The sequence below is a fragment of the Vulcaniibacterium tengchongense genome, assembly GCF_003814555.1.
Taxonomy (GTDB): domain Bacteria; phylum Pseudomonadota; class Gammaproteobacteria; order Xanthomonadales; family Xanthomonadaceae; genus Vulcaniibacterium; species Vulcaniibacterium tengchongense.
In genome coordinates this window covers 319,307-344,139 of record NZ_RKQN01000001.1, presented here as the reverse complement: position 1 = coordinate 344,139, position 24,833 = coordinate 319,307, and the positions used below count along the sequence as shown (strand labels likewise).

Here is a 24,833-nt window from a genome sequence, read left to right as displayed (position 1 = left end):
CGCAGAGCGGCGGCTCAACGCGCCGGCGGCGCCAGATCCCGGCGGGTCAGATAGCCGTCGCGGTCCTCGTCGAGGAAGGCGAAGGCCTTGGCCAGCCGCGGCATCTTCTCGCCGACCTCGACCTTGCTCAGCCTGCCGTCGCGGTTGAGGTCGGCGGCGGCAAAACGCTGCTCGGCGCGCCGGGCGAACTCGGCTTGGCGCTGGCCGCGCATGCGCTGGTGGTAGGCCTGCAACTCGCTGCGCACCAGGTAGCCGTCGCCGTTGCGGTCGATCTGCGCGAACTGCCCGCCGATGCGCCTCAGCCCCGCGGCCTCGCTGCGGCCGATGCGGCCGTCGCCGTCGCGGTCGGCTTCGGCGATGCGCACCAGGCGGTCGCCGGGCCCGTGATGGCCGCGGCCGCGCCCGGACGCGCGCGAGGGCCGCTCGGACGCGTCGAGCTTGCCGTCGCGGTTCTTGTCCAGGCCGTCGAACTTCGCCGCCAGGCGCGGATGCGCGGCGGCCTCGTTGCGATCGATCGCGCCGTCGCCGTTGGCGTCGAGGTGGCGCATCGGCCACGGCTGCCCGGCATCGGGCCGGGCGAGGGCCGCCCCCGCGAGCGTGGCGCCCAGCGCGGCGGCGAGGGTGAGGACGTGCAGTTTCATCGGGTCTCTCCTGATAGCGGCGCGAAGGGCGCCTGCGCGGAAGGAAACGCCCGCCCATCGCCGCCGTTGACCGCCGGCCGTGCGCGTTCATCCCCCGGACAGCGCACGGGATCCTCCCGACGGAACCGGGGTAGGAAAATTCCTACCCTCGGGCGCGGCGCCCGCCGATTTCCGCCGGCAGCAAATGCGCCGATCCTGCCCCCACCTCGGCAGCCGGCCGCCACGGCAGGGAACGCGGGCGCGAACGGACGCGGCACGGCAGGGAAGAAGAACGAACGGCAAGGGACACGGAGACATCGCCGACACGGCGGCCGGCCTGCCGGGGGACAACGGAATCAGCGCGCAGGGGCGCGCGAGATGGCCATCACCGAAGAACGCTGCGCGCGGCCGGCCCCCGTGCGCCCGCGCCGCGCCGGCGCGCGCATCGCGACCTCGCGGCGCCAGCGCCTGCACGCGGCGTTGCCGCGCTACCTCGCGGCCTGGACCAGCGCCGCCGCGCTGGCGCTGCTCGCCCACGCGTTCGCACCGGCCACCGCCTGAGGCCTCGCGGCGCGCGTGCACCGCGACGCGCGCCCCGCCATTCGGCAGCCGCCCACGGGCGCATGCCGGCGCTGCGGTCGCCACCGATGCCGCCCGCCTGGCTTCATCGCGCCGTGCGCCGGGCGCGCCAGGCCGCGGCAACGCCGCCCTATCCGCCGTGTATCGCGGCGCCCGGACGTTTCGTCCTTCCCCGACCGACGCGCGCTGTCCCTCGGCGCATCGGCCGCACACGCCTTCGGTTCGGACCCCCGACGCGCCCCACCCGCCGAAGCCGCCGGCGGCCTGCGCGCGGACCCGGCCTGTCGCCGTGCCCGGGTCCGCGGCCGGCTTCCGCCGACCCGGCGCGGGCGCCGCAGCGCTGCCCATGCGCCGTAGTATGCTCGCGCTCCGGTGTCCCCGAGGAGCGACGGAATGAAAGCGATGCGGCTTCTGCGTTGGACGGCATGGGCGCTGTGCGCCGTGCTGCTGGCGGCCTGCGCCAGCGGTCCGGTGCGGCGCGTGTCCGAACCCTCCGCGCGCATCCAGCAGCTCACCGTGCAGGCCGACGGCCGCTGGTCCACCGAACTGCGCATCGAGAACTTCAGCAGCGTCCCGATGCGCTTCGACCGCATCGACCTGGCGTTGCGCATCGGCGACGCCGACGCCGGCCGCCTGGCCGCGCAGCCGGCGCTGTCGGTCGCGCCGGAATCGGCCGATGTGGTCACGGTGGTGTTCGCGCCGCAGCTCGCGGCCAAGCTCGCGGTCGCCGACGCGCTCGCCGCCGGCCGCAGCGTGAACTACACGCTCGCCGGCAGCGTCGACGCCACGCCCGAAGAAGCCAAGCCGCGCAGCTTCGAGATCGAGCGCAACAGCGCCCTGAGCCCCGCGCCCGGGCTGCCCGGCGTGATGCGCTGACCGAACCTTCCCTGCCGTGCGCCGCGGCCGGCGCGCCGCGCCGCGGAACCAAACAAGCGTTTGCTCGAACCACGAATTCCGGAGCCGATCCGATGAGCGCCTACCAAGCCCCTCTGGCCGACATGCGTTTCGCCCTGTTCGACGTGCTCGACGCCGGGCGCACCTTCGAGCGCCTCGGCTTCGCCGACGCGACCCGCGACGTGCTCGACGCGGTGCTCGAGGAGGGCGCGCGCTTCGCCGAGACGGTGCTCGCCCCGCTCAATGCGGTCGGCGACCGCGAAGGGTGCGCCCTCGACCGCGACACGGGCGCGGTGACCACGCCGGCCGGGTTCAAACAGGCGTACGCGCAGTACGTCGAAGGCGGCTGGCCGGCGCTGACCGCACCGGTGGAGTTCGGCGGCCAGGGCCTGCCGCATGCGCTCGGCGTGCCGCTGAAGGAAATGATCGACGCCGCCAACCTGTCCTGGGGCAACTTCCCGCTGCTCTCGCACGGCGCCACCGAAGCGCTGCTGCACCACGGCGAGCCGTGGCAGCGGGAAGCCTTCCTCAAGCCGCTGGTCGAAGGCCGCTGGACCGGCACCATGTGCCTGACCGAGCCGCACTGCGGCAGCGACCTCGGCCTGCTCAAGACCCGCGCCGAGCCGCAGGCCGACGGCAGCTACGCGATCACCGGCACCAAGATCTTCATCACCGCCGGCGAGCACGACTTCACCGACAACATCGTCCACCTGGTGCTGGCGCGGCTGCCCGACGCGCCGGCCGGCAGCCGCGGCATCTCGCTGTTCGTGGTGCCGAAGGTGAAGGTCGGCCGCGACGGCGCCCCGGGCGAGCGCAACGCGGTGCGCTGCGGCAGCCTCGAGCACAAGATGGGCATCCACGGCTCGGCCACGTGCGTGATGAACTTCGACGGCGCGCAGGGCTGGCGGGTCGGCCAGCCGCACAAAGGCCTGGCGGCGATGTTCACCATGATGAACACCGCCCGGCTTGCGGTCGGGCTGCAAGGCCTGGGGCTGTCCGACCGCGCGCTGCAGAACGCGCTGCGCTACGCGCGCGAACGGCTGCAGATGCGCGCGCCGTCCGGGCCGCGATATCCGGACAAGCCGGCCGACCCGATCGTCGTGCACCCGGACGTGCGCCGCATGCTGCTGACCTGCAAGGCGCTGGTCGAGGGCGGGCGCGTGCTCGGCTACGACGCCGGCCTGCAGGTCGACATCGCCGCGCATGCGCCGGACGCCGCCGAGCGCGAACAGGCCGAGGCGCTGCTCGGCCTGCTCACGCCGATCGTCAAGGCCTGCCTGACCGAATGGGGCGTGGAGTGCACCTACCACGCGCTGCAGTGCTTCGGCGGCCACGGCTACATCGCCGAGCACGGCATGGAGCAGCTCGCCCGCGACGCGCGCATCACCACCCTGTACGAAGGCACCACCGGCATCCAGGCGCTGGACCTGCTCGGGCGCAAGATCGTGCAGCTGCAGGGCGCCGGGCTGCGGGTGCTGCTGGCGCGGATCGAAGCGTTCTGCGACGCGCACGCCGGCAACGCCGCGCTCGCCGAGTTCGTCGGCCCGCTGCGCGCCAAGGCGGCCGAATGGCAGCACCTGACGCAGCGCATCGTCGCCCGCGCCGCCGGCAACGCCGAGGAGATCGGCGCGGCGGCCTACGACTACCTGCTGTATTCGGGCTACGTCGCGCTGGCGTATTGCTGGGCGCGCAGCGTGGCCGCGGCCGAAGCGCGCGGCTCGCAGGCGCTGAAGGACGACAAGCGCGCCACCGCGCGCTTCTACTTCGCGCGCGTGCTGCCGCGCACCCTCGCGCATGCGGCGGCGATCGAGAGCGGGCTTGCGGCCTTGCCCGAACTCGACGGCTGAAACGTCGCGGCGTCGCCGCGCCGGAGCCGGTGCGATGGCTTCCGCGCGACCGCCCTCCCGTCCCGTGGGCGCGACGCGAACGCGGGACGGGACGAGTGCAACGGGCCCATCGAGCCCGTCGCAACGCGGCGGCTGCGCCCTGCCCTCCCGCGGCCGCTGCGGCTGTCGCAGCGTGGCCTTGCCGGCCGCCGAGATGCCGCAGCGCTCCCGTCTCCCGCGCCGGCCCCCGAGCGGCGAGCGGTGCGGACGTGCTTGCAGATCGCGCAGGGCGGAGCCCGCCCGGGTGCGGATACACAAACTGTCACCGATAGCGTATAAGCTGGTGGCCCGATGGAGACCGACAGAGCGACGCTGCGCCTGGTCCGCGCCGGAACCGAACCGGATCCGGGCTTCGTCCCCATCGCGGCTCCCCGCCGCCTCCCCAGCCGCCTCGATGCGGTGCGGCTGCTCTCGCTCGACGCGCACGGCCGCGCCCTGGACTGGATCAGCTGGCAGGACGCGGCCTGCCTGTACGCGCGCGGCGCGGTCGCCTGGACCCTCGGCGATCCCTGCCTGACGGTGCACGGCGGCACCAGCCGCCTGACCGGCGAGCAGAGCGTGATCGAGCTGCACCCGATCGTCGCCGCGCGCGGTCACGCCCGCGCCCATGCCGAGCCCACTCCGGCGCTGACCAACGCCGCGCTGTTCGCCCGCGACGGTTACCTGTGCCTCTACTGCGGCGGCGCCTTCAGCCGCGCGCAGCTCACCCGCGACCACGTGCTGCCGGTGTCGAAGGGCGGCCGCGACGTCTGGGAGAACGTGGTCGCCGCCTGCTTCCACTGCAACTCGCGCAAGGGCAACCGCACTCCGCAGCAGGCCGGCATGCCGCTGCTGGCGGTGCCGTACCGGCCGAGCTGGATCGAGCACCTGATCCTGTCCAACCGCAACATCCTCGCCGACCAGATGGCGTTCCTGAAGAGCCAGCTGCCGAAGAAGTCCAAGCTGGCCAGCTGAGCTCCGCGCCAGCGGCTGACCGCATCGCGACCGCGCGCGGGGCCGCGCCCGCGCCGGCGGCGCCGCCCCGGAAAGACTGCCGCGAATCGCCCGGAACCGACGCGGCAGGCGCGTTGACGGCGGTGGTGGCGTCCGTAACACTCGCCCACCACGCCACACGACACCCGGACCGTACGATGCCCTTGACCCTCGGCCTCACCGGCATGGATCCGGCCACCGAAACCGCGCTGCGCGCGGCCTTCGACAGCGCCAACGCCCGCCTCGGCGGGATCTGGCGGCTGGCGCCGGACAGCGAGGCCGACTACGTCGTCGTCGACATGGACAGCATGTACGGGCCGATGAGCTGGCTGCGCCTGCACGCCGCCGGCAAGCAGGTGATCGCGTTGACCGCGGCCCAGCGCAGCCAGGCCGACCACCGCCTGGCCCAGCCGTTCGACGCCGCCAGCCTGGCGGCGCTGCTGGGCGGGATCGCGGCCCAGGCCGGGGTCGCGCCCGCGGCACCGGCGCCCGCGCCCACGCCGATGCCGGCAGCCGCCCGACAAGAACCCGCGCCACGCGAGCCGGCGCCGGTGCTGGACAGCGCCGTGGACATCCCGCTGGAAGCGGCGCCGGGCCCCGCCCCGGCCGAGCCCGAAGGCCCGGCCACGGCCGGGCCGCCGCGGACCGCGGACGTTCCGGTGCGCGAAGGCCGCCGCCTGCTCGACTGGCTGGCGCCGGGCCGCCTGCAGGGCCGGCTGCGCCTCGGCGGCGGCGGCGAGACCCTGCTGATCGACGCCGACCTGCGCGAGTACTACGGCCCGGCGGCACTGAAGCCGCTCGCCGGCCGGTTCGAGGCCGAGTTCGAGCGCGCCGACTTCGAGCCGCTCGACGCCGCCGCCTGGAGCGCCGCCACCGCCGCCCTCGGCACCGCCATGCCGCTGACCCGGCTGGTCTGGTTCGGCCACCTGCTCGCCGGCCGCGGCCAGCTGGCGCCGGAACACGACCCGCAGGCGCGCTACCGCATGGTCAAGTGGCCGCAGACCGAGCGCGAATTCCCCAAGCATTTCCGCATCGCCACGGCGATGATGAAGGGGCCGGCCACCCTGCCGGAGATCGCCGAGGCCGCTGGCGTCGCGCTGGCCGAGGTCGCGGACTTCGTCAACGCCCATCTGGCCAGCGGCCACGCCGAGGCCGAGCGCGAGCCGGAGCCGGCGGAGCCGCCGAAGCCCGGCCTGTTCGGCCGCCTGCGCGGCCGCTGACGGCACCTGCCGCGGCCTTGGCGGCCCGCCCGCCGAGGCCGCGCCACGCCTGACACCGTTTGCGCGCCGCGCGCAACCGCATCGCCGCGGCGCGCACGCGATTTGACGCATCGCCGCACCGCCCCCGTGGCGCGCTCCGCAGCGGCCGGCGCCGCGGCCGCGCCTTGCCCCTCCCGGACGGCGGCGGGACAATGTCCGACTTGCCCCCGATGCCGTCGCGATGATCGACCCCCAACGCTATCCGCGCCTGTCGCGCATCCAGTTCCCCGCCGATCTGCGCCGGTTCCCGCAGGAGGAGCTGCGCCCGATCGCCGACGAGCTGCGCGCCTACCTGATCGAACAGGTGGCCAAGGTCGGCGGCCATTTCGGCGCCGGCCTGGGCGTGATCGAACTGACCGTGGCCCTGCACTGGCTGTTCGATACCCCGGTCGATCGCCTGGTCTGGGACGTGGGCCACCAGACCTACCCGCACAAGATCCTCACCGGCCGCCGCGACGCCATCCACACCGTCAAGCAGAAGGGCGGCGTGGCGCCGTTCCCGAAGCGCGAGGAATCCGAGTACGACACCTTCGGGGTCGGCCATTCCTCCACCTCGATCTCGGCCGCGCTCGGCATGGCGATCGCGCTGCAGCGCGCCGGCGACGAGCGCAAGGTGGTCGCGGTGATCGGCGACGGCGCGATGACCGCGGGCATGGCCTTCGAGGCGCTGGCGCACGCCGGCGGCATGGGCGAGGAACCGGGCGGCCTCGAGCCGAACCTGCTGGTGATCCTCAACGACAACCAGATGTCGATCTCGGAGAACGTCGGCGGCGTCACCCGCATGCTCGGCCGGCTCACCGGCAGCCGCACGCTCAACGCGCTGCGCGAGGGCGGCAAGAAGCTGCTCGGCGACAAGCACCGCGGCCCGGCCAAGTTCGTGCGCCGCTGGGAGGAGCACTGGAAGGGCATGTTCGTGCCGTCCACCTTCTTCGAGGAACTCGGCTTCCACTACACCGGCCCGATCGACGGCCACGACATCGACGCGCTGGTCGGCACGCTGAAGACGCTCAAGGGCCTGAAGGGGCCGCAGCTGCTGCACATCATCACCACCAAGGGCAAGGGCTACGAGCTCGCCGAGGGCGACCAGATCGGCTACCACGCGGTCGGGCCGTTCGACCCGGCCCAGGGCGTGGTCGGCAAGCCCGGCGCGAAGAAGCTGACCTACACCGACGTGTTCGGCGACTGGCTGTGCGACATGGCCGCGGCCGACCCGAAGCTGATGGGCATCACCCCGGCGATGCGCGAGGGCTCCGGCCTGGTGCGCTTCAGCAGGGAATACCCGGAGCGCTACTTCGACGTCGCCATCGCCGAGCAGCACGCGGTGACCCTCGCCGCCGGCATGGCCTGCGAGGGCGCCAAGCCGGTGTGCGCGATCTACTCGACGTTCCTGCAGCGCGGCTACGACCAGCTGGTGCACGACGTGGCGATCCAGAACCTGGACGTGCTGTTCGCCATCGACCGCGGCGGCGTGGTCGGCCCCGACGGCGCGACCCACGCCGGCAACCTCGACCTGAGCTACCTGCGCTGCGTCCCGAACATGGTGGTGATGGCGCCGGCCGACGAGGACGAGTGCCGCAGGATGCTCAGCACCGGCCACCGCTATCCCGGCCCCGCGGCGGTGCGCTACCCGCGCGGCGGCGGGCCCGGCGTGCCGGTGCAGCCGACGCTCGAGACGCTGCCGATCGGCAAGGCGCAGCTGCGCCGCGAAGGCGCGTGCCTCGCCCTGCTCGCGTTCGGCGCGATCGTGCCGGCGGCGGAGCGGGTCGGCGAGGAACTCGGCCTGACCGTGGTCAACATGCGCTTCGTCAAGCCGCTGGACCGCGCGCTGATCCTGGAACTGGCCCGCCGCCACGAGGGCTTCGTCACCCTCGAGGACAACGTCGTCGCCGGCGGCGCCGGCTCGGGTGTGGCCGAACTGCTGGCCGCCGAGGGCGTGACCTTGCCGATCCTGCACCTGGGGCTGCCGGACGCGTTCCAGCAGCACGCCAGCCGCGAGGAACTGCTGGCCGAGGCCGGGCTCGACGTGGCCGGCATCCGCGCGGCGGTGTTGCGCCGCTGGCCCGCACTGGCCGACGACGCGCTCACGCGATCCGGGCAGCCGACGCCACTGAGCGCGGCACGCTAGGCTCCAGGACCGGACGCCGGCACAGGACGACAAGGGAACAGGAATGGGCGAGGGATTTGCCGCACTCGGCGCGGTACCGGTCATGGCGATAGGCGTCGCCTTCTTCGCCGCGCTCTACTTCGGCTTCGGCGGCGCGGTCTGGCTGCTGACCCGGCGTGTGCTGCCGGCGCTCGGCATCGGCCATCCGCTCGACCCGCGCCCGCTGCCGCCGGGCCAGCTGCGCCGCGAACTGCTCGCCTCCTGCGGCTCGGTCCTGGTGTTCGGCCTCGGCCTGGTGGTGCCGTGGGCGCTGCTGCGGCTGGGCTGGGCGCGATTCGCCGCGGAGCCGTCGCCGCCGCGGGTGCTGGCCGAGATCGTCGCGCTGTTCCTGTGGAACGAGCTGCACTTCTATCTCCACCACCGCCTGCTGCACACGCGCCCGCTGCGCCGCTTCCACGCCCTGCACCACCGCTCGCGCACGCCGACGCCGTTCTCCACCTACGCCTTCCATCCGGTCGAGGCGCTGATGCTCGGCAGCGTGCCGCTGCTGCCGATGCTGCTGCACGACTTCAGCTTCGCCGCCCTGGCCAGCCTGCCGGTGCTGAGCATCGCGCTCAACGCGCTCGGCCACAGCAACTACACCCTGGCCGCGCCGCCGCGGCGCGGCTGGCCCGCGGCCGCCGATCGCCACCAGCTGCACCATGCGCGCTATCACGGCAATTACGGCTTCCTGCTGCCCGGGCTCGACCGCCGCCTCGGCACCGCGGCAGCCGAGGCGGCGGACGACGCCGGCGGAACGCGCGCCCCATGAGCGAACCGACCGCCGCCGCGGCCGATCCCGCCCTGGGGCCGCTGCGCCATCGCCGCGACCTGCAGAGCCTGGCCTACCTGCTGCTGCAGCCGGCACTGATGCTGTGGCAGTGGCGCCACGGCATCGCGCTGCCGGCCTACCTGGCGATGCTGTTCCTCGCCGTCGGCGTCAGCGTGATCCACCACAACCACGCCCATCTGCCGCTGTGGCGCAAGCGCGCGCTCAACCGCGCCACCGACCTGTGGATCACCGCGCTGCAGGGCCATCCGACCTGCGTGTTCCACCCGGCGCACAACCGCAACCACCACCGTCACCGCCACGGCCCCGGCGACCTCGCCCGCACCTGGCGCTTCGGCGACCACAACCACCTGCTCGGCTGGGCGCTGCATCCGCTGCAGGCCGCGGCGGTGCTGTACCCGGCGATCCTGCGCTGGCTGGCCGCGCTGCGCCGCCGCGCGCCGGGCGCGTTCCGCTGGTGCCTGCTGCAGTACGCGCTGTGGCTGGTTTCGTGGCTGGCGGCGCTGGCGATCGACCCGTTCAAGGCGCTGGCGCTGGTGATCCTGCCGCAGCTGTTCGGCCTGCACTGGCTGCTCGGCGCCAACTACCTGCAGCACGCGCACGCCGACGACGGCGCGCGCTACGGCTACGCGCGCAACTTCGGCGGCTGGGTCAACCCGCTGCTGTTCAACATCGGCCTGCACACCGCCCACCACGAACACGGCCGCGCGCACTGGTCGCGGCTGCCGGAACTGCACCGGCGCTACCGCGCCGCGATCGACCCGCGCCTGCTCGAGCCTGGCCTCGCCGGCTACGTGCTGCGCACGCTGGTGCTCGGCCCGATCCTGCCGCGCCATCGCTCGCGCTCGCTGCGCGCACGCGGCGCCGCCCCCGCCTTCAAGGAGAACTGATGCCTACCCGTTTCGAGCGCACCTGGATCCACGGCAGCGGCCGTTTCCTGCCCGGCGACCCGGTCGACTGCGAGGCCATGGACGCCTACGTCGCGCCGTTGAACCGCCTCTCCGGCCGGATCAAGCGCAAGATCCTGGCCGAGAACGGCATCCTGACCCGCCACTACGCGATCGACCGCGACGGCCGCACCGTGCACAGCTGCGCCGGCATGGCCGCGGCGGCGATCCGCGACTGCCTGGCCGCGACCGGCACCGCGCTCGACGCGGTCGGCCTGCTCGCCTGCGGCACCTCCGGCGGCGACGCGCTGATGCCCGGCTTCGCCAGCATGGTCCAGGGCGAACTGGCGGCGCCGCCGATGCAGGTGCTGTCCAGCCACGGCATCTGCGCCTCCGGCGTCGCCGCCTGGGAGGCCGCGGCCGCCGCGGTCGAACTGGGCGCGCACGCGCGCGCCGTGGTCGCCGCCGCGGAGATGCCGTCGCGGCTGTTCAAGCGCTCGCGCTACGCCGCGCGCGGCTACGACGCCGATTTCGACGCGCATTTCCTGCGCTGGATGCTGTCCGACGGCGCCGGCGCGCTGATGCTGACCGGCGACGCGCCGGCGACGCCGCTGCGGCTGCGCCTGCGCTTCGTCCACCAGCGCTCGTTCGCCGGCGACTATCCGGTCTGCATGCAGCTGGGCCTGAGCCCCGACCGCAGCCGCTCGCACCTCGACTACGACGCCTGGCACGCCGCCGAGGCCGACGGCGCGCTGTTCCTGCGCCAGGACATCCGCCTGCTGCCGCACCTGTTCGACGTCGGCGTGCACGAGTACGCGCGCCTCGCCCATGCCGGCTGGATCGACCCGGCGCGGATCGACCATTTCCTTTGCCACTACTCGTCCGAGCGCTTCGCGCCGACGATCGACGAGCTGATGCGCAAGGCCGGCCTGGCGATCCCGCGCGAGCGCTGGTACAGCAACCTGGTCAGCCGCGGCAACACCGGCGCCGCGTCGATCTTCATCATGCTCGACGAGTTCCTGCGCACGCGCGAGCTGCGCGCGGGCGAACGCATCCTCTGCTTCATCCCCGAGTCGGGGCGCTTCACCGTCGCCTTCGCGCTGATCGAGGTCGAGGCCGGCGACGCCCCCGCCGCCGGCGCGCGCGCGCCGGCGGTCGCCGCATCGCCGCAGGAGGACGACGACGCGGTCGCGCCGCCGCACGATCCCGCCGACGCGCCGGCCGCGCTGCGCCACCTGCTCGGCGAGCTGGCCACGATCTGGCACGACTACCGCTCGCGGGTCTGGCGCACGCCGCTGATCCGCAAGCTGCGCGGCGGCGACTTCGCCGTCGCCGACTACCTGCGCTGGATGGAGCACTGGATCCCGCAGGTACGCGAGGGCAGCAAGTGGATGCGCGAGGGCGCCGCCTCGGTGCGGGCGCCGTATCGGGACCTGGCCGGGCTGATCGAGACCCACGCCGGCGACGAGCAGGACGACTACGCGATCCTGTTCGACGACTACCGCAAGGCCGGCGGCACGGTCGCCGACATCGACGCGCTGCGCCGCAACCCGGGCGGCGAGGCGCTGAACGCCTACCTTCACGCGCTGGCGGCGACGCCGAACCCGATCGGCCTGCTCGGCGCGATCTACGTGATCGAAGGCACCGGCCAGCGCATCATCCCGGCGCTGCTGCCGCTGATGAAGGCGCGCCTCGACCTGCCCGCCGACGCGTTCCGCTTCCTCGACTACCACGGCGCCAACGACGAACACCACCTGCTGCGCTGGCTGCGCGCGGTCGAGATCGTGCTCGCCCACGACGCCGACGGCCGCGGCGCGCAGGCCATCGTCGACACCGCGCGCCAGGTCGCCCAGCTCTATCTGATGCAGTTCCAGCACGTGCTGCCCGAACGGAGCCCCGGATGAAGCCCGAACCCGACTTCCTCGACCAGCCCTACGATCCGCGCGACCCCAGCCCCTGGCTGGCGCTGTACCTGGACCGCAGCACGCCGCTGGACGAAGCGGTGAAGCGCGCCTGGCTGGCCGATTCCAGCTCGCGCTCGCGCCAGTACGTGCTGCCGTTCGTGCGCCCGCTGGCGCGCACCCTGATCGTGCTGATCCAGGTGCTGAAGACCTTCACCCCGCGCAAGGTCGCGTTCTCCCGCGCGCTGCACCGGCTGCTGGCCTGGGGTATGGAGAACTTCATCCGCCCGGAGGCGAACTGGCTGATCCTGCGCCACTTCCACCTCGGCTCGCAGGTGCTGCAGTTCATCGCCGCCAACGCCCCGGTCGAGGTGCCGACCCATCCGCTGCGGCCGCGGCGCATCGCCGACGTGCGCGAGGAGATGTTCCTCGTCCACGACCTCAACCTGTACAACTTCGTGATCCGCCTCAACCAGGCGCTGCGCGAATCCGGGCGGCAGCTGCAGCGGGTCGAGCGACCGGACCTGTCGATGATCGAGCAGCCGCCGCTGCGGCTGGAGGACATGCCGCGGCGGCGCCGCAACTTCCTCGACCTGCAGAGCTCGATCGAACTGTTCACGCCGATCTACCAGCTGCTGCTCACCGACAGCGATTTCTGGCGCGCGACCAACTCGCTGCAGCTGGACGAGACCATCGGCCTGTACGCGGCGACCCTGCTCGATGCGCATTCGCACCTGGTGCTGGTCAACAACCGCCACCCGCTGGTGCCGATGTCGACCCTGCGCGCGGGCTTCCGCCTGACCCTGCACGGGCTGTCGACCGAGATGCTGCACGCGGTGCTGATCCAACTGCGCCAGCGCCAGGACGCCGCGCAGGCCGCGGTGCCCGCGACCTCGGCCGCGGCCTGCGCCGGCTCGGCCTCGTAGCCGCGCGCCCGCAGCTCGGCCGGCAGCCGTCCCACCGCGCATTCGGCAGCACGGCGACGCTCGCGCATGCCGTCGGGGAGCGCATCCACGAGCGCGCCGGCACGGGCAAACGCGCGTATCGGCATGAGCCTGCCGGGCCGGCCGTGGTCGGCTTTTCGCCCGGATGAAGCGCCCGTTCGAGCGGCGGCGGCGCCCACTGCCGAAGGACCGTAGGCGTTGGCCTCTGCCCGCGAGCGGCGCGCGGGCGTCGATCCGGATCCTGCCGGCCCGGATCCGCGTTTTCGCGACCGCGTGCCCCGCCGGGCGCCGCTTCCTCGTCCCGGCTCCTCCGACGAGGCGGTGGACCGCCTGCCGGCAGGGCCCCGGAAGAGAGCGCCGTTCAGGGTTCCTCGACCGCATACCCCTTGGCCCGCAGCGCGGCGAGATAGCCGTCCGGCCGCAACACCTCGCCCATCGGCAGCACCGCGAAGCTGACGGCGTTGTGCGCCAGCGCCCGCTCCGCCGCCTGCAGCCACTGCGCGCGCAGCTGCGCTTTCAGGTCGCCGGGCGCGCGCTTCTTCACCACCTGCGTTTCCAGGGTCGCGAGCAGGCAGGTCTCGCGCGGATCGTAGTCCGGCAGGCCGCGCAGGGTCCCGACGTCGCCGACCGCCCACGCGTTGGCGCGTTGCCGCATCAGGTCGAGATCGCCTTCCAGCCGCCGCAGCGTGCGGTCGAAGCACTCCAGGTCGTCGAGCCGGGTGCCGCGGAACTCGTCCAGCGCCGCCTTCGGGTCGGCGATGACCAGCTTGAGCTGCGGCCGCGACTGCGTCACGTCGTACCGCTTGGCCGCGCGTTCCAGCACCGGCGTGACCACGCCGTGGCGCAGGCCGGCATCCTCGATCGCCTCCTGGTACAGCTCCATCGCCGCGAACAGCGGCCGCCACTCCTCGACGCCGTCGCCGCGGCCGAGATACTTGCGCTTGAGCGGCTGCCAGCGCGCGTACAGGTCCGGCGGCAACACCTCGCGCAGGGTCGCGCCGTCCGGGTTCCTGCGCGCCTTCAGCACCTTGGGGAGCAGCCGCAGGCCGCCGAAGAAGCCGACTTCGGCGTTGAACGCCAGCGCCGGCGGCCAGATCAGTTCGTCGGCCTGGGCGAGCACGGCCTCGACGTCGCGCGCTTCCCATTCGATGCCCTTAGGCAGCGGCGAGACCGTGCCGAGCACCCACAGCACGCGTTCGCCGTCGGACACCTTCCACAGTCCGGGCCCGGGCTGCACGCCGCTCACCACCACCGCGTCGAGGTCGCGCACCGGCGGCTCGGGCGCGGCGTCCGCGGCGCCGGGTCCCGGCATGGGCGCGTCGGTGGCCGAGGCGGCGGCGGCCGGGACCAGCAGAAGACACAGCGAAAGAACGACGACGCACTTGCGCATGGCAAGACTCCCTGTCGGACGAAGCCGTCATTGCGCCGCATCGGCAAGCGTCCGGGGAGTGCCTCACGGCACCGCCGCGACGTGCGTTCAGCCGGCAGCGGGGAAGGCCTCCTGCCGATCCCTCCCCACCGGCCCCTCCGGCCGCAGACGACCCGGCACGCACAGAGGGATGCGCCCAGCCGACGCGCGCAAGGCGCAGGATGGCGCTCCGGCGCGCGCCTACAATCGCGCGCTTTCACGCCAGGAGCGCGCATGGACAACGACATGGACAAAGCGGCAGAGCCGATGGGCCCGGCCGAAATCCCGCGCGGGCCGGTGCCGGTCCCGGCCGCGGTGCGGCGCCTGGCCGGCGACGAAACGCCGACGGCGGTCTGGGTCAACGAGCGCGGCGGCATCACCTTCCGTCTCGGCGCGCGCTACGCGAAGTGGAACCCGCACGGCACCGGCCTCGATCTCGACCGCGAGCGCGCGCGCCTGCAATGGGCGCGGCGCTGGCACGCGGTCCCGCAGGTGCTGGACTGGGGCGCCGACGAAGCCGGGCAATGGCTGGTGACGGCGGCGCTGCCGGGCGAACCGGCGGTCGCGCCGCGCTGGCTGGCGCGACCGCTCGACGCCGCGCGCGCGATCGGCCTCGGCCTGCGCCGGCTGCACGACGCGCTTCCGGTCGAGGCCTGCCCGTTCGACTGGTCGATCGAGGCGCGCTGCCGCGGCCGCCCGTTGCCGGTCGACGTGCCGGCGCCCCCGCCCGACCGGCTCGTGGTCTGCCACGGCGACGCCTGCGCGCCCAACACGATCGTGGGCGGGGACGGCGAGCCGGTGGGCCATGTCGATCTGGGCTCGCTCGGCGTCGCCGACCGCTGGGCCGACCTCGCCGTCGCCAGCATGAGCCTGGACTGGAACTATCCGCCGGATGGCGAGGACGACCGCCGCTGGCAGGATGCGCTCTTCGCCGCCTACGGGGTCGAACGCGACGAGGAGCGCATCAGCTTCTATCGCGCGCTGTGGGACGCGACGGACTGATCCGCGCAGCGCCGAACGATAAACGAAAAACGAAAAACGGCCGATCGGAAACGATCGGCCGTTCGCGAGATTGGTCGGGGTAGCCGGATTCGAACCGACGACCACCAGTCCCCCAGACTGGTGCGCTACCAGGCTGCGCTATACCCCGAGTGTATGGTGCGCATCCGCCGCTACGGCGGACGGCCAGTATAGCCCACTCGCGCCGGCCGTGGCGCGGTGACCGCGCTCAGCGCCGCAGCAGCTGCAGCACTTCCTCCAGTTCCATCCGCACCTGGCGGACGATCTGCGAGCTCAGCGCCGACTCCTCCTTCTGCGCCTCGCCCTCCAGACGCTGGCGCGCGCCGCCGATGGTGTAGCCCTGTTCGTACAGCAGGCCGCGGATCTGCCGCACCATCAGCACCTCGTGCCGCTGGTAGTAGCGGCGGTTGCCGCGGCGCTTGACCGGGTTGAGCATCGGGAACTCGGTTTCCCAGTAGCGCAGCACGTGCGGCTTGACGTCGCACAGCTCGCTGACCTCGCCGATGGTGAAGTAGCGCTTCGCCGGGATCGGCGGCAATTCGCGGTTGCTGCCGGGATCAAGCATGTTCGCTCCTGCCGGTGTAGGCCTCGACGCGTTCCTTCAGCTTCTGCCCCGGACGGAAGGTGACCACGGTACGCGCGGAGATCGGGATCTCCTCGCCGGTCTTCGGGTTGCGGCCGGGGCGCTGGTTCTTGCGGCGCAGGTCGAAGTTGCCGAAGCCGGACAGCTTGACCTGGCGGCCCTGCTCGAGCGCCTCGCGCAGCGCGTCGAAGAACGCGTCGACGAACTCCTTGGCCTCGCGCTTGTTCAGTCCGACCTCGTCGAACAGCCGCTCGGCCATCTCGGCCTTGGTCAGTGCCATCTTGCGTACCCCTTACAACCTCAGCTGCGGATCGCAGCGCCGTGGTCGCGCTGCAGGGCGGCGGTGACCGCCGCGACCGTCCCGTCGACATCCCGGTCGGTCAGGGTGCGGGATTCGTCCTGCAGAATCAAGCCCATAGCCAGACTCTTGAATCCGCTTTCGACGCCCTTGCCCTGGTAGCGGTCGAACAGCACCAAGTCGCGCAGGACCGGCCCGGCGGCGGCGCGCACGCTGGCGGCGACCGCCGCCCACGGCACCGGCTCGGCCACCACCACCGCCAGGTCGCGGCGCACCGAAGGGAACTTCGACAAACCGGCCGCCTTCGGCAGCGGACGCGCCAGCAACGGGGCGAGATCGAGCTCGAAACCCACCACCTCGACGTCGAGGTCCAGCGCCTGCTGCAGGCGCGGGTGCAGCTGCGCGAGCCAGCCCAGGCGCACGCCGTCGCGGAACACCTCCGCGCAGCGCCCCGGGTGCGCCCAGCCGACCTGCGCCGGCCGGTATTCCAGGCGCGCGCCGGCCACGGCGGCCAAGCTGTCCAGGTCGCCCTTGAGATCGTGGAAGCCGACTGGACGCGCCGGCACGCCCCACTGCTCCGCCCGGGCCGGACCGCAGGCGACCGCGGCGATGCGCGCGGCCTCGGCCGGGGCGGCGCCCTCGCCCGCGGCGGCGAACACGTTGCCGAGCTCGAACAGCCGCACCCGTGCCTGCTGGCGCGCGGCGTTGCGGCCGAGCGCGGCCACCAGGCCGGGCAGCAGCGCGGTGCGCATCGTGCTCAGCTCGGCGCTGAGCGGGTTGGCCAGCGGCACCGCCCCCGCGTCGAGACCCCAGCGGCCCAGCAGCGCGGCATCGACGAAGGCGTAGTTGACCGCCTCCAGGTAGTCGCGGCTGGCCAGGTGCCGGCGCACGCTGGCCTCGTCCACGCGCGCCTCGCTCGGCGCGACCAGCGGCGCGGCGCCTTCCGGCAGCGTCGCCGGCACCGCGTCGTAGTCGTGGATGCGGGCGATCTCCTCGATCAGGTCCTCCTCGATCGCCAGGTCGAAGCGGCGGGTCGGCGGCGTCGCGCGCCAGCCGTCGGCGGCCGGCTCCACGGCCAGCCCGAGCGCGCGCAGGATGCGCTCGACCTCGGCGTCGGCGACCTGCATGCCGAGCACCCGCGCCAGGCGCGCGCGGCGCAGCAGGATCGGCCGCGGCGTCGGCAGGTGCTCGGACAGCGCGGCCTCGGCCACCGGACCGGGGGTGCCGCCGGCGGCGTCGAGGATCAGCCGGGTCGCGTACTCGATCGCGATGCGCGGCAACTCCGGATCGACGCCGCGCTCGAAGCGGTGCGCGGCATCGGTGTGCAGGCCGAGCCTGCGGCCGCGGCCGATGATCGCGCTCGGGGCGAAGTGCGCGGCCTCGAGGAACACGTTCCGGGTGGCTTCGGTGACGCGGGTGTCGTGGCCGCCCATCAGCCCGGCGAGGGCGACGACGCGGTCGGCGTCGGTGATCACCAGGAATTCGGGATCGAGCGCGGCGTCGCGGCCGTCGAGCAGCCGCACGCCCTCGCCGGCGCGCGCGCGGCGCACGCCGACCGGGCCGCGCAGGGTGTCGCGGTCGAACGCATGCATCGGCTGGCCGAGCTCGAGCATCACGTACTGGGTCACGTCGACCAGCAGCGAGATCGGGCGGATGCCGCTGCGGCGCAGGCGCTCGGCCATCCACACCGGCGTCGGCGCGGCGGCGTCCACGCCTTCGATCACCCGGCCGCAGTAGCGCGGCGCGTCGGCGCCGGCGTGCAGCTCGACCGGCAGCGTCGCCTCGCTGCGCGCGGCGACCGGCGCGGCCTCGAACGGCGCCACGGCGCAGCCGGTGGCCGCGGCCACGTCGTAGGCGATGCCGCGCACGCCGAAGCAGTCGGCGCGGTTCGGCGTCAGCTTGAGTTCGAAGGTCGCGTCGGGCAGGCCGAGGTATTCGCGCAACGGCGCGCCCACCGGCGCGTCGGCCGGCAGCTCGAGCAGGCCCGAGGCGTCCGGGTCGACGCCCAGCTCCTTGGCCGAGCACAGCATGCCGAACGACTCCACGCCGCGCAGCCTGGCCGCCTTGATCGCGACCCCGCCGGGCAGCACCGCGCCGACCTGCGCCAGCGGCGCCTTCAGCCCGGCGCGCGCGTTCGGCGCGCCGCAGACGATCTGCACGATGCCGGCGCCGGTGTCGACCTCGCACACCTGCAGGCGGTCCGCTTCCGGGTGCTTGCGCGCGCTCACGATCCGCGCGACGACCACGCCGTCGAGCGCGTCTCCGAGCGGCGTCACCTCCTCCACCTCCAGGCCGATCGCGGTCAGCGTGGCGGCGAGCTCCTCGCGGCTCGCGGCGGTCGGTACGTGCTGGCGCAGCCAGTTTTCGCTGAATTTCATGCTGAAAACCCGGGATTGGAGTGGATGGGGGATCCGGAAGGGCGGCGTCCGCGGATCCGCTCCGGCGGATCCCGCATTCGCGGTCCGGATCCCTGCCCTCAGGCGAACTGCCGGAGGAAGCGCACGTCGTTGTCGAAGAAGCTGCGCAGGTCGTCGACGCCGTAGCGCAGCATCGCGAAGCGTTCCACGCCCAGGCCGAAGGCGTAGCCGGTGTAGCGCTCCGGGTCGATGCCGACGTTGCGCAGCACGTTCGGGTGGACCATGCCGCAGCCGAGCACTTCCAGCCAGCGCGTGCCGCCGTCCGGCTGCTGCCAGGCGATGTCGACCTCGGCCGAGGGCTCGGTGAAGGGGAAGTAGCTCGGGCGGAAGCGCATCTGGAAGTCGCGCTCGAAGAACGCACGCACGAACTCGGCCAGCGTGCCCTTGAGGTCGGCGAAGCTCGCGCGCTCGTCCACCAGCAGGCCCTCGCACTGGTGGAACATCGGCGTGTGGGTCTGGTCCGAATCCGAGCGGTACACCTTGCCCAGCGCGATCATCCGCAGCGGCGGCTGGTGCCCGAGCATGTAGCGCACCTGCACCCCGGAGGTGTGGGTGCGCAGCAGGCGGCCGTCGCCGAAGTAGAACGTGTCGTGCATCGCCCGCGCCGGGTGATGCGGCGGGAAGTTGAGCGCCTCGAAGTTGTGCCAGTCGTCCTCGATCTCCGGGCCGTCGCTCAGCTCGAAGCCGAGCCGGCCGAAGATGTCGGCGATGCGCTCCATCGTGCGGCTGACCGGATGCAGGCCGCCGCGGCCGGCGTCGATGCCGGGCAGGGTCACGTCGAGGGTTTCCGCGGCCAAGCGCGCCTCGAGGGCGGCGGCCTCGAGCGCGCCCTTGCGCTCGGCCAGCGCGGCGCTCAAGGCATCGCGCGCGCGGTTGATCGCCTCGCCGGCGCCCTTGCGCTGCTCCGGCGGCAACGCGCCGAGCTGCTTGAGCTGGGCGGTGACGCTGCCGTGCTTGCCGAGCAGGGCCACCCGCAAGGCCTCGACCGCTTCCGCGCTCCGCGCCGCGGCGATGTCCGCGAGCGCCTGCCGCGTCAATGCTTCGATGTCGCTCATTCCCACCTCGATGTCGCCCCGCGAGCGGCAGGGGCCTGCCCGGGTCGCCGCGGCTTACCCGCCGCGCCGCGCTCCCGCCACGCCGCGGGAGACGAACCCCAAAACGCAACATGGGGAAGGACTCGCGCCCTTCCCCATGCATGTGACGTCCCTGCGGGACGCCCGCGCCGGCATGCGCGTGCTTCCCGCGGAAGGAACCGCACTCAGAGCGCGCTCTTCGCCTTCTCTGCCAGAGCCGCAAAACCCTTCGCGTCGTGCACGGCGATGTCCGCCAGCACCTTGCGGTCGAGGGTGATGCCGGCCTTGAGCAGGCCGTTCATGAATCGGCTGTAGCTCAGGCCGTTCATGCGGGCCGCCGCGTTGATGCGGGTGATCCACAGCGAACGGAACTGGCGCTTCTTCTGCTTGCGGCCGATGTAGGCGTACTGCAGGGCCTTGGTCACCGCCTGCTTGGCGACGCGGAAGACCTTGCGGCGGGCGTGGTAGTAGCCCTTGGCCTGCTTCAGGATTTTCTTGTGACGGCGACGGGCGGTAACGCCGCGCTTGACTCGTGCCATGGTTCAGCCCTCCTCAGAGATACGGCAGCATGCGGTCCAGGCGGCCGGCGTCCTCGGCACGAACGTGGTTCGTCTGCCGCAGGTTGCGCTTCCGCTTGGTCGCCTTCTTGGTGAGGATGTGGCTCTTGTTGGCGTGGCCGCACTTGTACTTGCCGGAAGCGGTCTTCCGGAAGCGCTTGGCCGCCGCCCGATTGGTCTTGATCTTGGGCATTGCGATGTCCTTTCGGAGGTGGGTCACTGGCCCGGGCGGTGGCTGCGCCACGCTTTCCGTCCTGCCCTTGCCGGCTTGTCGGCCGCGCGATCCGGCGGATCGGCGACGGGTCCTGCGCGCCGCGCGCGGCGCTCCCGGCGAACCGGGCCGCACATTATGCGGGGCCGCGCCCGGGGTTGCAAATGTTTTCTTTGCGAATCAGCAGGATGGCGGCCGCCCCGCCGGATCGGACCCGGAGCAGCACCCGGGCGCCGCCCGCGCTGGCCCAGGCCTTCCTCTGCCGTCGCTCACCGGCGCCGCCCGCCCCGGTGCGGCCGATCGACCGAACGCGCGGCGCGCGAGCGGCCCGGAAAAAGCGAAAGGCGCCGGGCGGCGCCTTTCCTCAGCCGGCCCGGCTCCACGGAGAAGCGGGCGGCGGCGGCCGCGAGCGGCCGGCCGGGGCCTACTTCTTCTTCGGCGCGATCATCATCACCATCTGCCGCCCTTCGAGGCGCGGCCGGGACTCGATCACCACGTCCTCGCCGAGGTCGGCCTCGATCCGCTCGGCCATCGCCCGGCCCAGCTCCTGGTGGCTCATCTCGCGGCCGCGGAAGCGGATGTTGACCTTGACCTTGTCGCCTTCCTCCAGGAAGCGGCGCATGTTGCGCAGCTTGATCTGGTAGTCGCCCTCGTCGGTCACCGGCCGGAACTTCAGCTCCTTGATCTCGACCTGCTTGGTCTTCTTCTTGGCCGCGGCAGCCTTCTTCTGCTGCTCGAACTTGAACTTGCCGTAATCCATGATCCGGCACACCGGCGGATCGGCGTTCGGCTGGATCTCGACCAGGTCGAGGCCCTCGTCCTCGGCCATGCGCAGGGCTTCGTCCCGCGACAGCACCCCGACCATCTCGCCATCGCTGCCGATGACGCGGACGCGGGGGACGCGGATTTCCTGGTTCTTGCGGTTCGGCTTCTCGGGGGTACTGATGTTGCGATCTCCGGTGTGGAAGGCGCCGGCCGCCGGGGCGGCCGGGGTATGCGCGGCTGCGGGGCTTAATGTACGCCCTCGGTGCGCAAACGCGAGGCGAAATCGGCCACGGTCATCGAACCCAGGTCCTCTCCCCCCCGCGTACGCACGGCGACGGTGCCGTTCTCCTTCTCGCGGTCTCCGACCACCAGCAGGTACGGCACGCGCTGCAGCGTGTGCTCGCGAATCTTATAGCCGATCTTTTCGTTGCGCAAATCGGATTGGACCCGGAAGCCTTGATTTGCAAGGGTTTTCCGGACCTCCTCCACATAATCGGCCTGGGCGTCGGTGATGTTCATCGCCACCGCCTGGACCGGGGCCAGCCACGCCGGCAGCTGGCCGGCATAGTGCTCGATCAGGATGCCGATGAAGCGCTCCATCGAGCCGACGATCGCGCGGTGCAGCATGACCGGGTGGCGGCGCTGGCTGTGCTCGTCGACGTACTCGGCGCCGAGGCGGCCGGGCATCATGAAGTCGACCTGCATCGTGCCCAGCTGCCAGGTCCGGCCGATCGCGTCCTTGAGGTGGTACTCGATCTTGGGGCCGTAGAAGGCGCCCTCGCCGGGCAGCTCCTCCCACTCCACCCCGGCCTGGCGCAGCGCCGAACGCAGCGCCTCCTCGGCCTTGTCCCAGGTGGCGTCGTCGCCCAGGCGCTTGTCCGGGCGCAGGGCGATCTTGATCTGGATGTCGGAGAAGCCGAAGTCGGCGTAGACCTTCAGCGCCTGGCGGTGGAAGGCGGCGACCTCGGCCTCGATCTGCGCCTCGGTGCAGAAGATGTGGCCGTCGTCCTGGGTGAAGCCGCGCACCCGCAGGATGCCGTGCAGCGCGCCGGAGGGCTCGTTGCGGTGGCAGGCGCCGAACTCGCCGTAGCGGATCGGCAGGTCGCGGTAGCTGTGCAGGCCCTGGTTGAACACCTGCACGTGGCCGGGGCAGTTCATCGGCTTGACCGCGTAGGTGCGCTTCTCCGACTCGGTGAAGAACATGTTGTCCTTGTAGTTGTCCCAGTGGCCGGACTTCTGCCACAGCGACACGTCCAGGATCTGCGGGCAGCGCACCTCCTGGTAGCCGGAGTCGCGGTACACGCGGCGCATGTACTGCTCGACCACCTGCCAGATCGACCAGCCCTTCGGATGCCAGAACACCAGGCCGGGCGCTTCCTCCTGCAGGTGGAACAGGTCCTGCTGCTTGGCGATCTTGCGGTGGTCGCGCTTCTCGGCCTCTTCCAGCTGGTGCAGGTAGGCCTTGAGGTCCTTGTCGTTCAGCCAGGCCGTGCCGTAGATGCGGCTGAGCATCTGGTTGTTGGCGTCGCCGCGCCAATAGGCGCCGGCGACCTTCATCAGCTTGAACGCGCGCAGCTTGTCGGTGCTGGGCACGTGCGGGCCGCGGCACAGGTCGGTGAACTCGCCCTGGCTGTACAGCGACAGTTCCTCGCCGGCCGGGATCGACTCGATGATCTCGGCCTTGTAGTGCTCGCCCAGGCCCTTGAAGAAGGCGATCGCCTCGTCGCGCGACTTGACGCTGCGGCTGACCGGCAACGCCTCCTTGACGATCTTCTGCATCTCCGCCTCGATCGCCGGCAGGTCCTCCGGCGTGAACGGACGCTCGTAGGCGAAGTCGTAGTAGAAGCCGTTGTCGATCACCGGGCCGATGGTGACCTGCGCGCCAGGGTACAGGCGCTGCACCGCCTGCGCCAGCAGGTGGGCGGTGGAGTGGCGCAGCACCTCGAGCGCGTCGGGGTGCTTGTCGGTGACGATCTCGAGCGCGGCGTCGCGCTCGATGCGGTGGCTGGTGTCGACCAGCCTGCCGTCGACCTTGCCGGCCAGGGCGGCCTTGGCCAGGCCGGGGCCGATCGAGGCGGCGACCTCGGCGACGGAGACGGGCTGTTCGAATTCGCGGCGGCTGCCGTCGGGAAGGGTAATGGCGATCATGGTCGGTAGCTTGGGGCGCGGAGCGCGGCGGCGGGGCGGCCCGGAACGGGGCGGAACACCGCACCGGCCGTCCGCGCCGGGAATGCGGATACAAAAACGGCGCCGTCGAGGCGCCTGCGGTCGAAGGCCTCGGACGGGATCAGCGTTGGGCGCGGGTAGTGTCCATGTCGCACGCTCGGCCGGCGCGTTGGCGCGGGCCACCTTCGTTGGGGCCGCGGTCCGGAAGCGCCGCGGCGACCCGCATGATAGTGGAGGCGGGCGGCGGCGCGTCAACCGGCCGGGCCGCGTTCCCCGGAAAACGGCCGCCGGCCCTCGGCCCGCTGCCTGCCTCGTGCCCCCGCGCCCGTTCCCGCCCTGCGCGCCACGCCGCCGGCCGCCGCAGCCGTCGGCTCAGGTGCCGGTGGCGGCCCGCAGTTCCGCCTCGATCGCGCCGGCCATGCCTTCCGCCGGCTCCCCGGGCGCGCAGAGGTAGGTCTCGTGGGCGATGCGGGCGCGGATTTCGAAGCCGGCGCTGCGCAGCATCGCCTCCAGGCAGGCGTGGGTCGGCGCCCACCAGTTGGTCGGGTCGCCGGCCAGGCGCCGTTCGATGAACGCCATCGTCGGCCAGGCCGGGTCGCGCAGGCGCTCGCGCGCGTCGATCGGCAGGTCCGGCGGCGTCTCGGCGCTCTCCTCGCCCGGCGCGGTCAGCGCCTGCAGCACCATCAGCCGCCGGGTCTTGCGGCGGACGATGTCCAGCGCCAGCAGCGGATGGCGCAGGTGGTAGAGCACGCCCATGAACCAGACCAGGTCGTAGCGCTGCGGCTCGCGGACCAGGTCGTAGATCTGCATGCGCCGGAAGGCGATGCGCTCGCCCAGCCCCAGCCGCTCCGCGGCCCAGCGCGCCTGGCGCAGGTAGTGCGGGTCGACGTCCACCGCGGTCACCGCCGCGCCGCGCCGGGCCAGCTCGAAGCTGTAGAAGCCGGCGTTGCAGCCGATGTCCAGCGCGGTCCAGCCGCTCAGGTCGTCGGGCAAGTGCGGCGCGATCTGCGCCCACTTGAAGCTCGGGAAATCGCCGAGCGGGTGGTCCGGCGCGGTCTGCACGCCGCCCGGCAGGTGCAGGTTGTGGAACCAGGGCGCCAGCGCGCGGATCTGCTCGCGCAGGCCGGCGTCCTCACGCATCGATGCGACCGCCATGGCGCAGCCCTACTCGCGGTCGCGCTCGACCAGCTTGAAGAAGCGGCTGGTCTGGCCTTCGCGGGTCTCTTCCTGGTACAGGAAGGCGAGCTTCTCCTCCTCGAACTTCTCGAAGAATTCGTCCCAGCCGATCGGCTCGAGCGATTCGTCGTCGCGGAACAGGATCCGCAGCACGCCGGCCTCGCCGGCCTCGCCGGTGTCGCGCACGGTCGCCGGGCGGCCGTTGCGCTCCTCGGCCCAGCGGCGGATCTCGTCGTGGTCGGTGGTGATCTTGGCTTCGTGTCTGGCTGCCATGGCAGGTCTCC

The 24,833-nt window shown here is 72.6% G+C and carries 23 protein-coding genes and 1 tRNA gene; 11 read left to right on the top strand and 13 right to left on the bottom strand.

Going from position 1 to position 24,833, the window contains the following annotated elements; translation table 11 throughout:
• Nucleotides 1-14: 14 nt before the first annotated feature.
• The gene (locus EDC50_RS01655; protein WP_123768733.1) at nucleotides 15-641 is read right to left on the bottom strand and encodes an EF-hand domain-containing protein; all 627 of its coding nucleotides are present in this window, start codon (nucleotides 639-641) and stop codon (nucleotides 15-17) included.
• A 357-nt stretch (nucleotides 642-998) separates the two neighbouring features.
• On the opposite strand from EDC50_RS01655, the gene EDC50_RS01650 reads away from it, so the two are divergent.
• The 10 genes from EDC50_RS01650 (at nucleotide 999) to EDC50_RS01605 (ending at nucleotide 12,857) form a co-directional block, all read left to right on the top strand.
• On the top strand, nucleotides 999-1,181 hold the full coding sequence (locus tag EDC50_RS01650; RefSeq protein WP_123768732.1) for a hypothetical protein: 183 nt from the start codon (nucleotides 999-1,001) through the stop codon (nucleotides 1,179-1,181).
• Nucleotides 1,182-1,601: 420 nt separating this feature from the next.
• Nucleotides 1,602-2,075, top strand: coding sequence for an LEA/WHy family protein (locus tag EDC50_RS01645; protein ID WP_123768731.1), 474 nt, complete (start codon nucleotides 1,602-1,604; stop codon nucleotides 2,073-2,075).
• 92 nt (nucleotides 2,076-2,167) lie between these two features.
• A complete protein-coding gene (locus EDC50_RS01640) occupies nucleotides 2,168-3,940 on the top strand; it encodes an acyl-CoA dehydrogenase C-terminal domain-containing protein (protein ID WP_123768730.1) in 1,773 nt (590 codons plus the stop codon).
• 330 nt (nucleotides 3,941-4,270) lie between these two features.
• Entirely contained in the window at nucleotides 4,271-4,933 is a 663-nt protein-coding gene (locus tag EDC50_RS01635; protein WP_123768729.1) for an HNH endonuclease, read from the top strand.
• Nucleotides 4,934-5,109: 176 nt separating this feature from the next.
• Nucleotides 5,110-6,171 (top strand): hypothetical protein, encoded by a 1,062-nt coding sequence (locus tag EDC50_RS01630; RefSeq protein WP_123768728.1) that lies wholly within the window; start codon nucleotides 5,110-5,112, stop codon nucleotides 6,169-6,171.
• Nucleotides 6,172-6,391: 220 nt separating this feature from the next.
• The gene (gene dxs, locus EDC50_RS01625) at nucleotides 6,392-8,335 is read left to right on the top strand and encodes a 1-deoxy-D-xylulose-5-phosphate synthase (RefSeq protein ID WP_123768727.1); all 1,944 of its coding nucleotides are present in this window, start codon (nucleotides 6,392-6,394) and stop codon (nucleotides 8,333-8,335) included.
• 82 nt (nucleotides 8,336-8,417) lie between these two features.
• Nucleotides 8,418-9,125: a sterol desaturase family protein gene (locus EDC50_RS01620; protein WP_199742042.1), complete on the top strand. Its 708-nt coding sequence runs from the start codon at nucleotides 8,418-8,420 to the stop codon at nucleotides 9,123-9,125.
• Nucleotides 9,122-10,033, top strand: a complete 912-nt coding sequence (locus tag EDC50_RS01615) for a fatty acid desaturase (RefSeq protein WP_123768725.1) — start codon at nucleotides 9,122-9,124, stop codon at nucleotides 10,031-10,033. The genes EDC50_RS01620 and EDC50_RS01615 overlap by 4 nt, the downstream gene beginning before the upstream one ends.
• Nucleotides 10,033-11,934, top strand: a complete 1,902-nt coding sequence (locus EDC50_RS01610) for a 3-oxoacyl-[acyl-carrier-protein] synthase III C-terminal domain-containing protein (protein WP_123768724.1) — start codon at nucleotides 10,033-10,035, stop codon at nucleotides 11,932-11,934. The genes EDC50_RS01615 and EDC50_RS01610 overlap by 1 nt, the downstream gene beginning before the upstream one ends.
• A complete protein-coding gene (locus EDC50_RS01605; RefSeq protein WP_123768723.1) occupies nucleotides 11,931-12,857 on the top strand; it encodes a DUF6999 family protein in 927 nt (308 codons plus the stop codon). Before EDC50_RS01610 ends, EDC50_RS01605 begins: the two co-directional genes overlap by 4 nt.
• Nucleotides 12,858-13,236: 379 nt before the next feature.
• Here EDC50_RS01605 and EDC50_RS01600 read toward each other — a convergent pair whose 3' ends face one another.
• Nucleotides 13,237-14,187: a TraB/GumN family protein gene (locus EDC50_RS01600; RefSeq protein WP_211326897.1), complete on the bottom strand. Its 951-nt coding sequence runs from the start codon at nucleotides 14,185-14,187 to the stop codon at nucleotides 13,237-13,239.
• 342 nt (nucleotides 14,188-14,529) lie between these two features.
• On the opposite strand from EDC50_RS01600, the gene EDC50_RS01595 reads away from it, so the two are divergent.
• On the top strand, nucleotides 14,530-15,285 hold the full coding sequence (locus EDC50_RS01595; protein ID WP_199742043.1) for an aminoglycoside 3'-phosphotransferase: 756 nt from the start codon (nucleotides 14,530-14,532) through the stop codon (nucleotides 15,283-15,285).
• Between the two features lie 71 nt (nucleotides 15,286-15,356).
• Here EDC50_RS01595 and EDC50_RS01590 read toward each other — a convergent pair.
• From EDC50_RS01590 to EDC50_RS01540, 11 genes are all read right to left on the bottom strand, one after another.
• Nucleotides 15,357-15,433: transfer RNA gene (locus EDC50_RS01590), tRNA-Pro, on the bottom strand.
• Nucleotides 15,434-15,511: 78 nt separating this feature from the next.
• Nucleotides 15,512-15,868 carry a MerR family transcriptional regulator gene (locus EDC50_RS01585; protein ID WP_123768721.1) on the bottom strand — a complete coding sequence of 119 codons (357 nt, stop codon included), beginning with the start codon at nucleotides 15,866-15,868 and terminating at the stop codon, nucleotides 15,512-15,514.
• Complete coding sequence (locus tag EDC50_RS01580; RefSeq protein ID WP_123768720.1) at nucleotides 15,861-16,166, bottom strand: integration host factor subunit alpha; 306 nt, start codon at nucleotides 16,164-16,166, stop codon at nucleotides 15,861-15,863. The genes EDC50_RS01585 and EDC50_RS01580 overlap by 8 nt, the downstream gene beginning before the upstream one ends.
• A 20-nt stretch (nucleotides 16,167-16,186) precedes the next feature.
• A complete protein-coding gene (pheT, locus tag EDC50_RS01575) occupies nucleotides 16,187-18,562 on the bottom strand; it encodes a phenylalanine--tRNA ligase subunit beta (RefSeq protein ID WP_123768719.1) in 2,376 nt (791 codons plus the stop codon).
• Nucleotides 18,563-18,660: 98 nt separating this feature from the next.
• Complete coding sequence (pheS, locus tag EDC50_RS01570) at nucleotides 18,661-19,656, bottom strand: phenylalanine--tRNA ligase subunit alpha (protein ID WP_123768718.1); 996 nt, start codon at nucleotides 19,654-19,656, stop codon at nucleotides 18,661-18,663.
• Between the two features lie 203 nt (nucleotides 19,657-19,859).
• Complete coding sequence (rplT, locus tag EDC50_RS01565) at nucleotides 19,860-20,213, bottom strand: 50S ribosomal protein L20 (protein ID WP_123768717.1); 354 nt, start codon at nucleotides 20,211-20,213, stop codon at nucleotides 19,860-19,862.
• Nucleotides 20,214-20,226: 13 nt separating this feature from the next.
• On the bottom strand, nucleotides 20,227-20,424 hold the full coding sequence (gene rpmI / locus EDC50_RS01560) for a 50S ribosomal protein L35 (RefSeq protein WP_027083463.1): 198 nt from the start codon (nucleotides 20,422-20,424) through the stop codon (nucleotides 20,227-20,229).
• Nucleotides 20,425-20,866: 442 nt separating this feature from the next.
• On the bottom strand, nucleotides 20,867-21,388 hold the full coding sequence (infC, locus tag EDC50_RS01555; RefSeq protein ID WP_123768716.1) for a translation initiation factor IF-3: 522 nt from the start codon (nucleotides 21,386-21,388) through the stop codon (nucleotides 20,867-20,869).
• A gap of 65 nt (nucleotides 21,389-21,453) precedes the next feature.
• The gene (gene thrS / locus EDC50_RS01550) at nucleotides 21,454-23,355 is read right to left on the bottom strand and encodes a threonine--tRNA ligase (RefSeq protein ID WP_123768715.1); all 1,902 of its coding nucleotides are present in this window, start codon (nucleotides 23,353-23,355) and stop codon (nucleotides 21,454-21,456) included.
• A gap of 390 nt (nucleotides 23,356-23,745) precedes the next feature.
• Nucleotides 23,746-24,513: a TIGR04290 family methyltransferase gene (locus tag EDC50_RS01545; protein WP_123768714.1), complete on the bottom strand. Its 768-nt coding sequence runs from the start codon at nucleotides 24,511-24,513 to the stop codon at nucleotides 23,746-23,748.
• 24 nt (nucleotides 24,514-24,537) lie between these two features.
• The gene (locus EDC50_RS01540; RefSeq protein WP_123768713.1) at nucleotides 24,538-24,822 is read right to left on the bottom strand and encodes a hypothetical protein; all 285 of its coding nucleotides are present in this window, start codon (nucleotides 24,820-24,822) and stop codon (nucleotides 24,538-24,540) included.
• Between the last annotated feature and the right edge of the window lie 11 nt (nucleotides 24,823-24,833).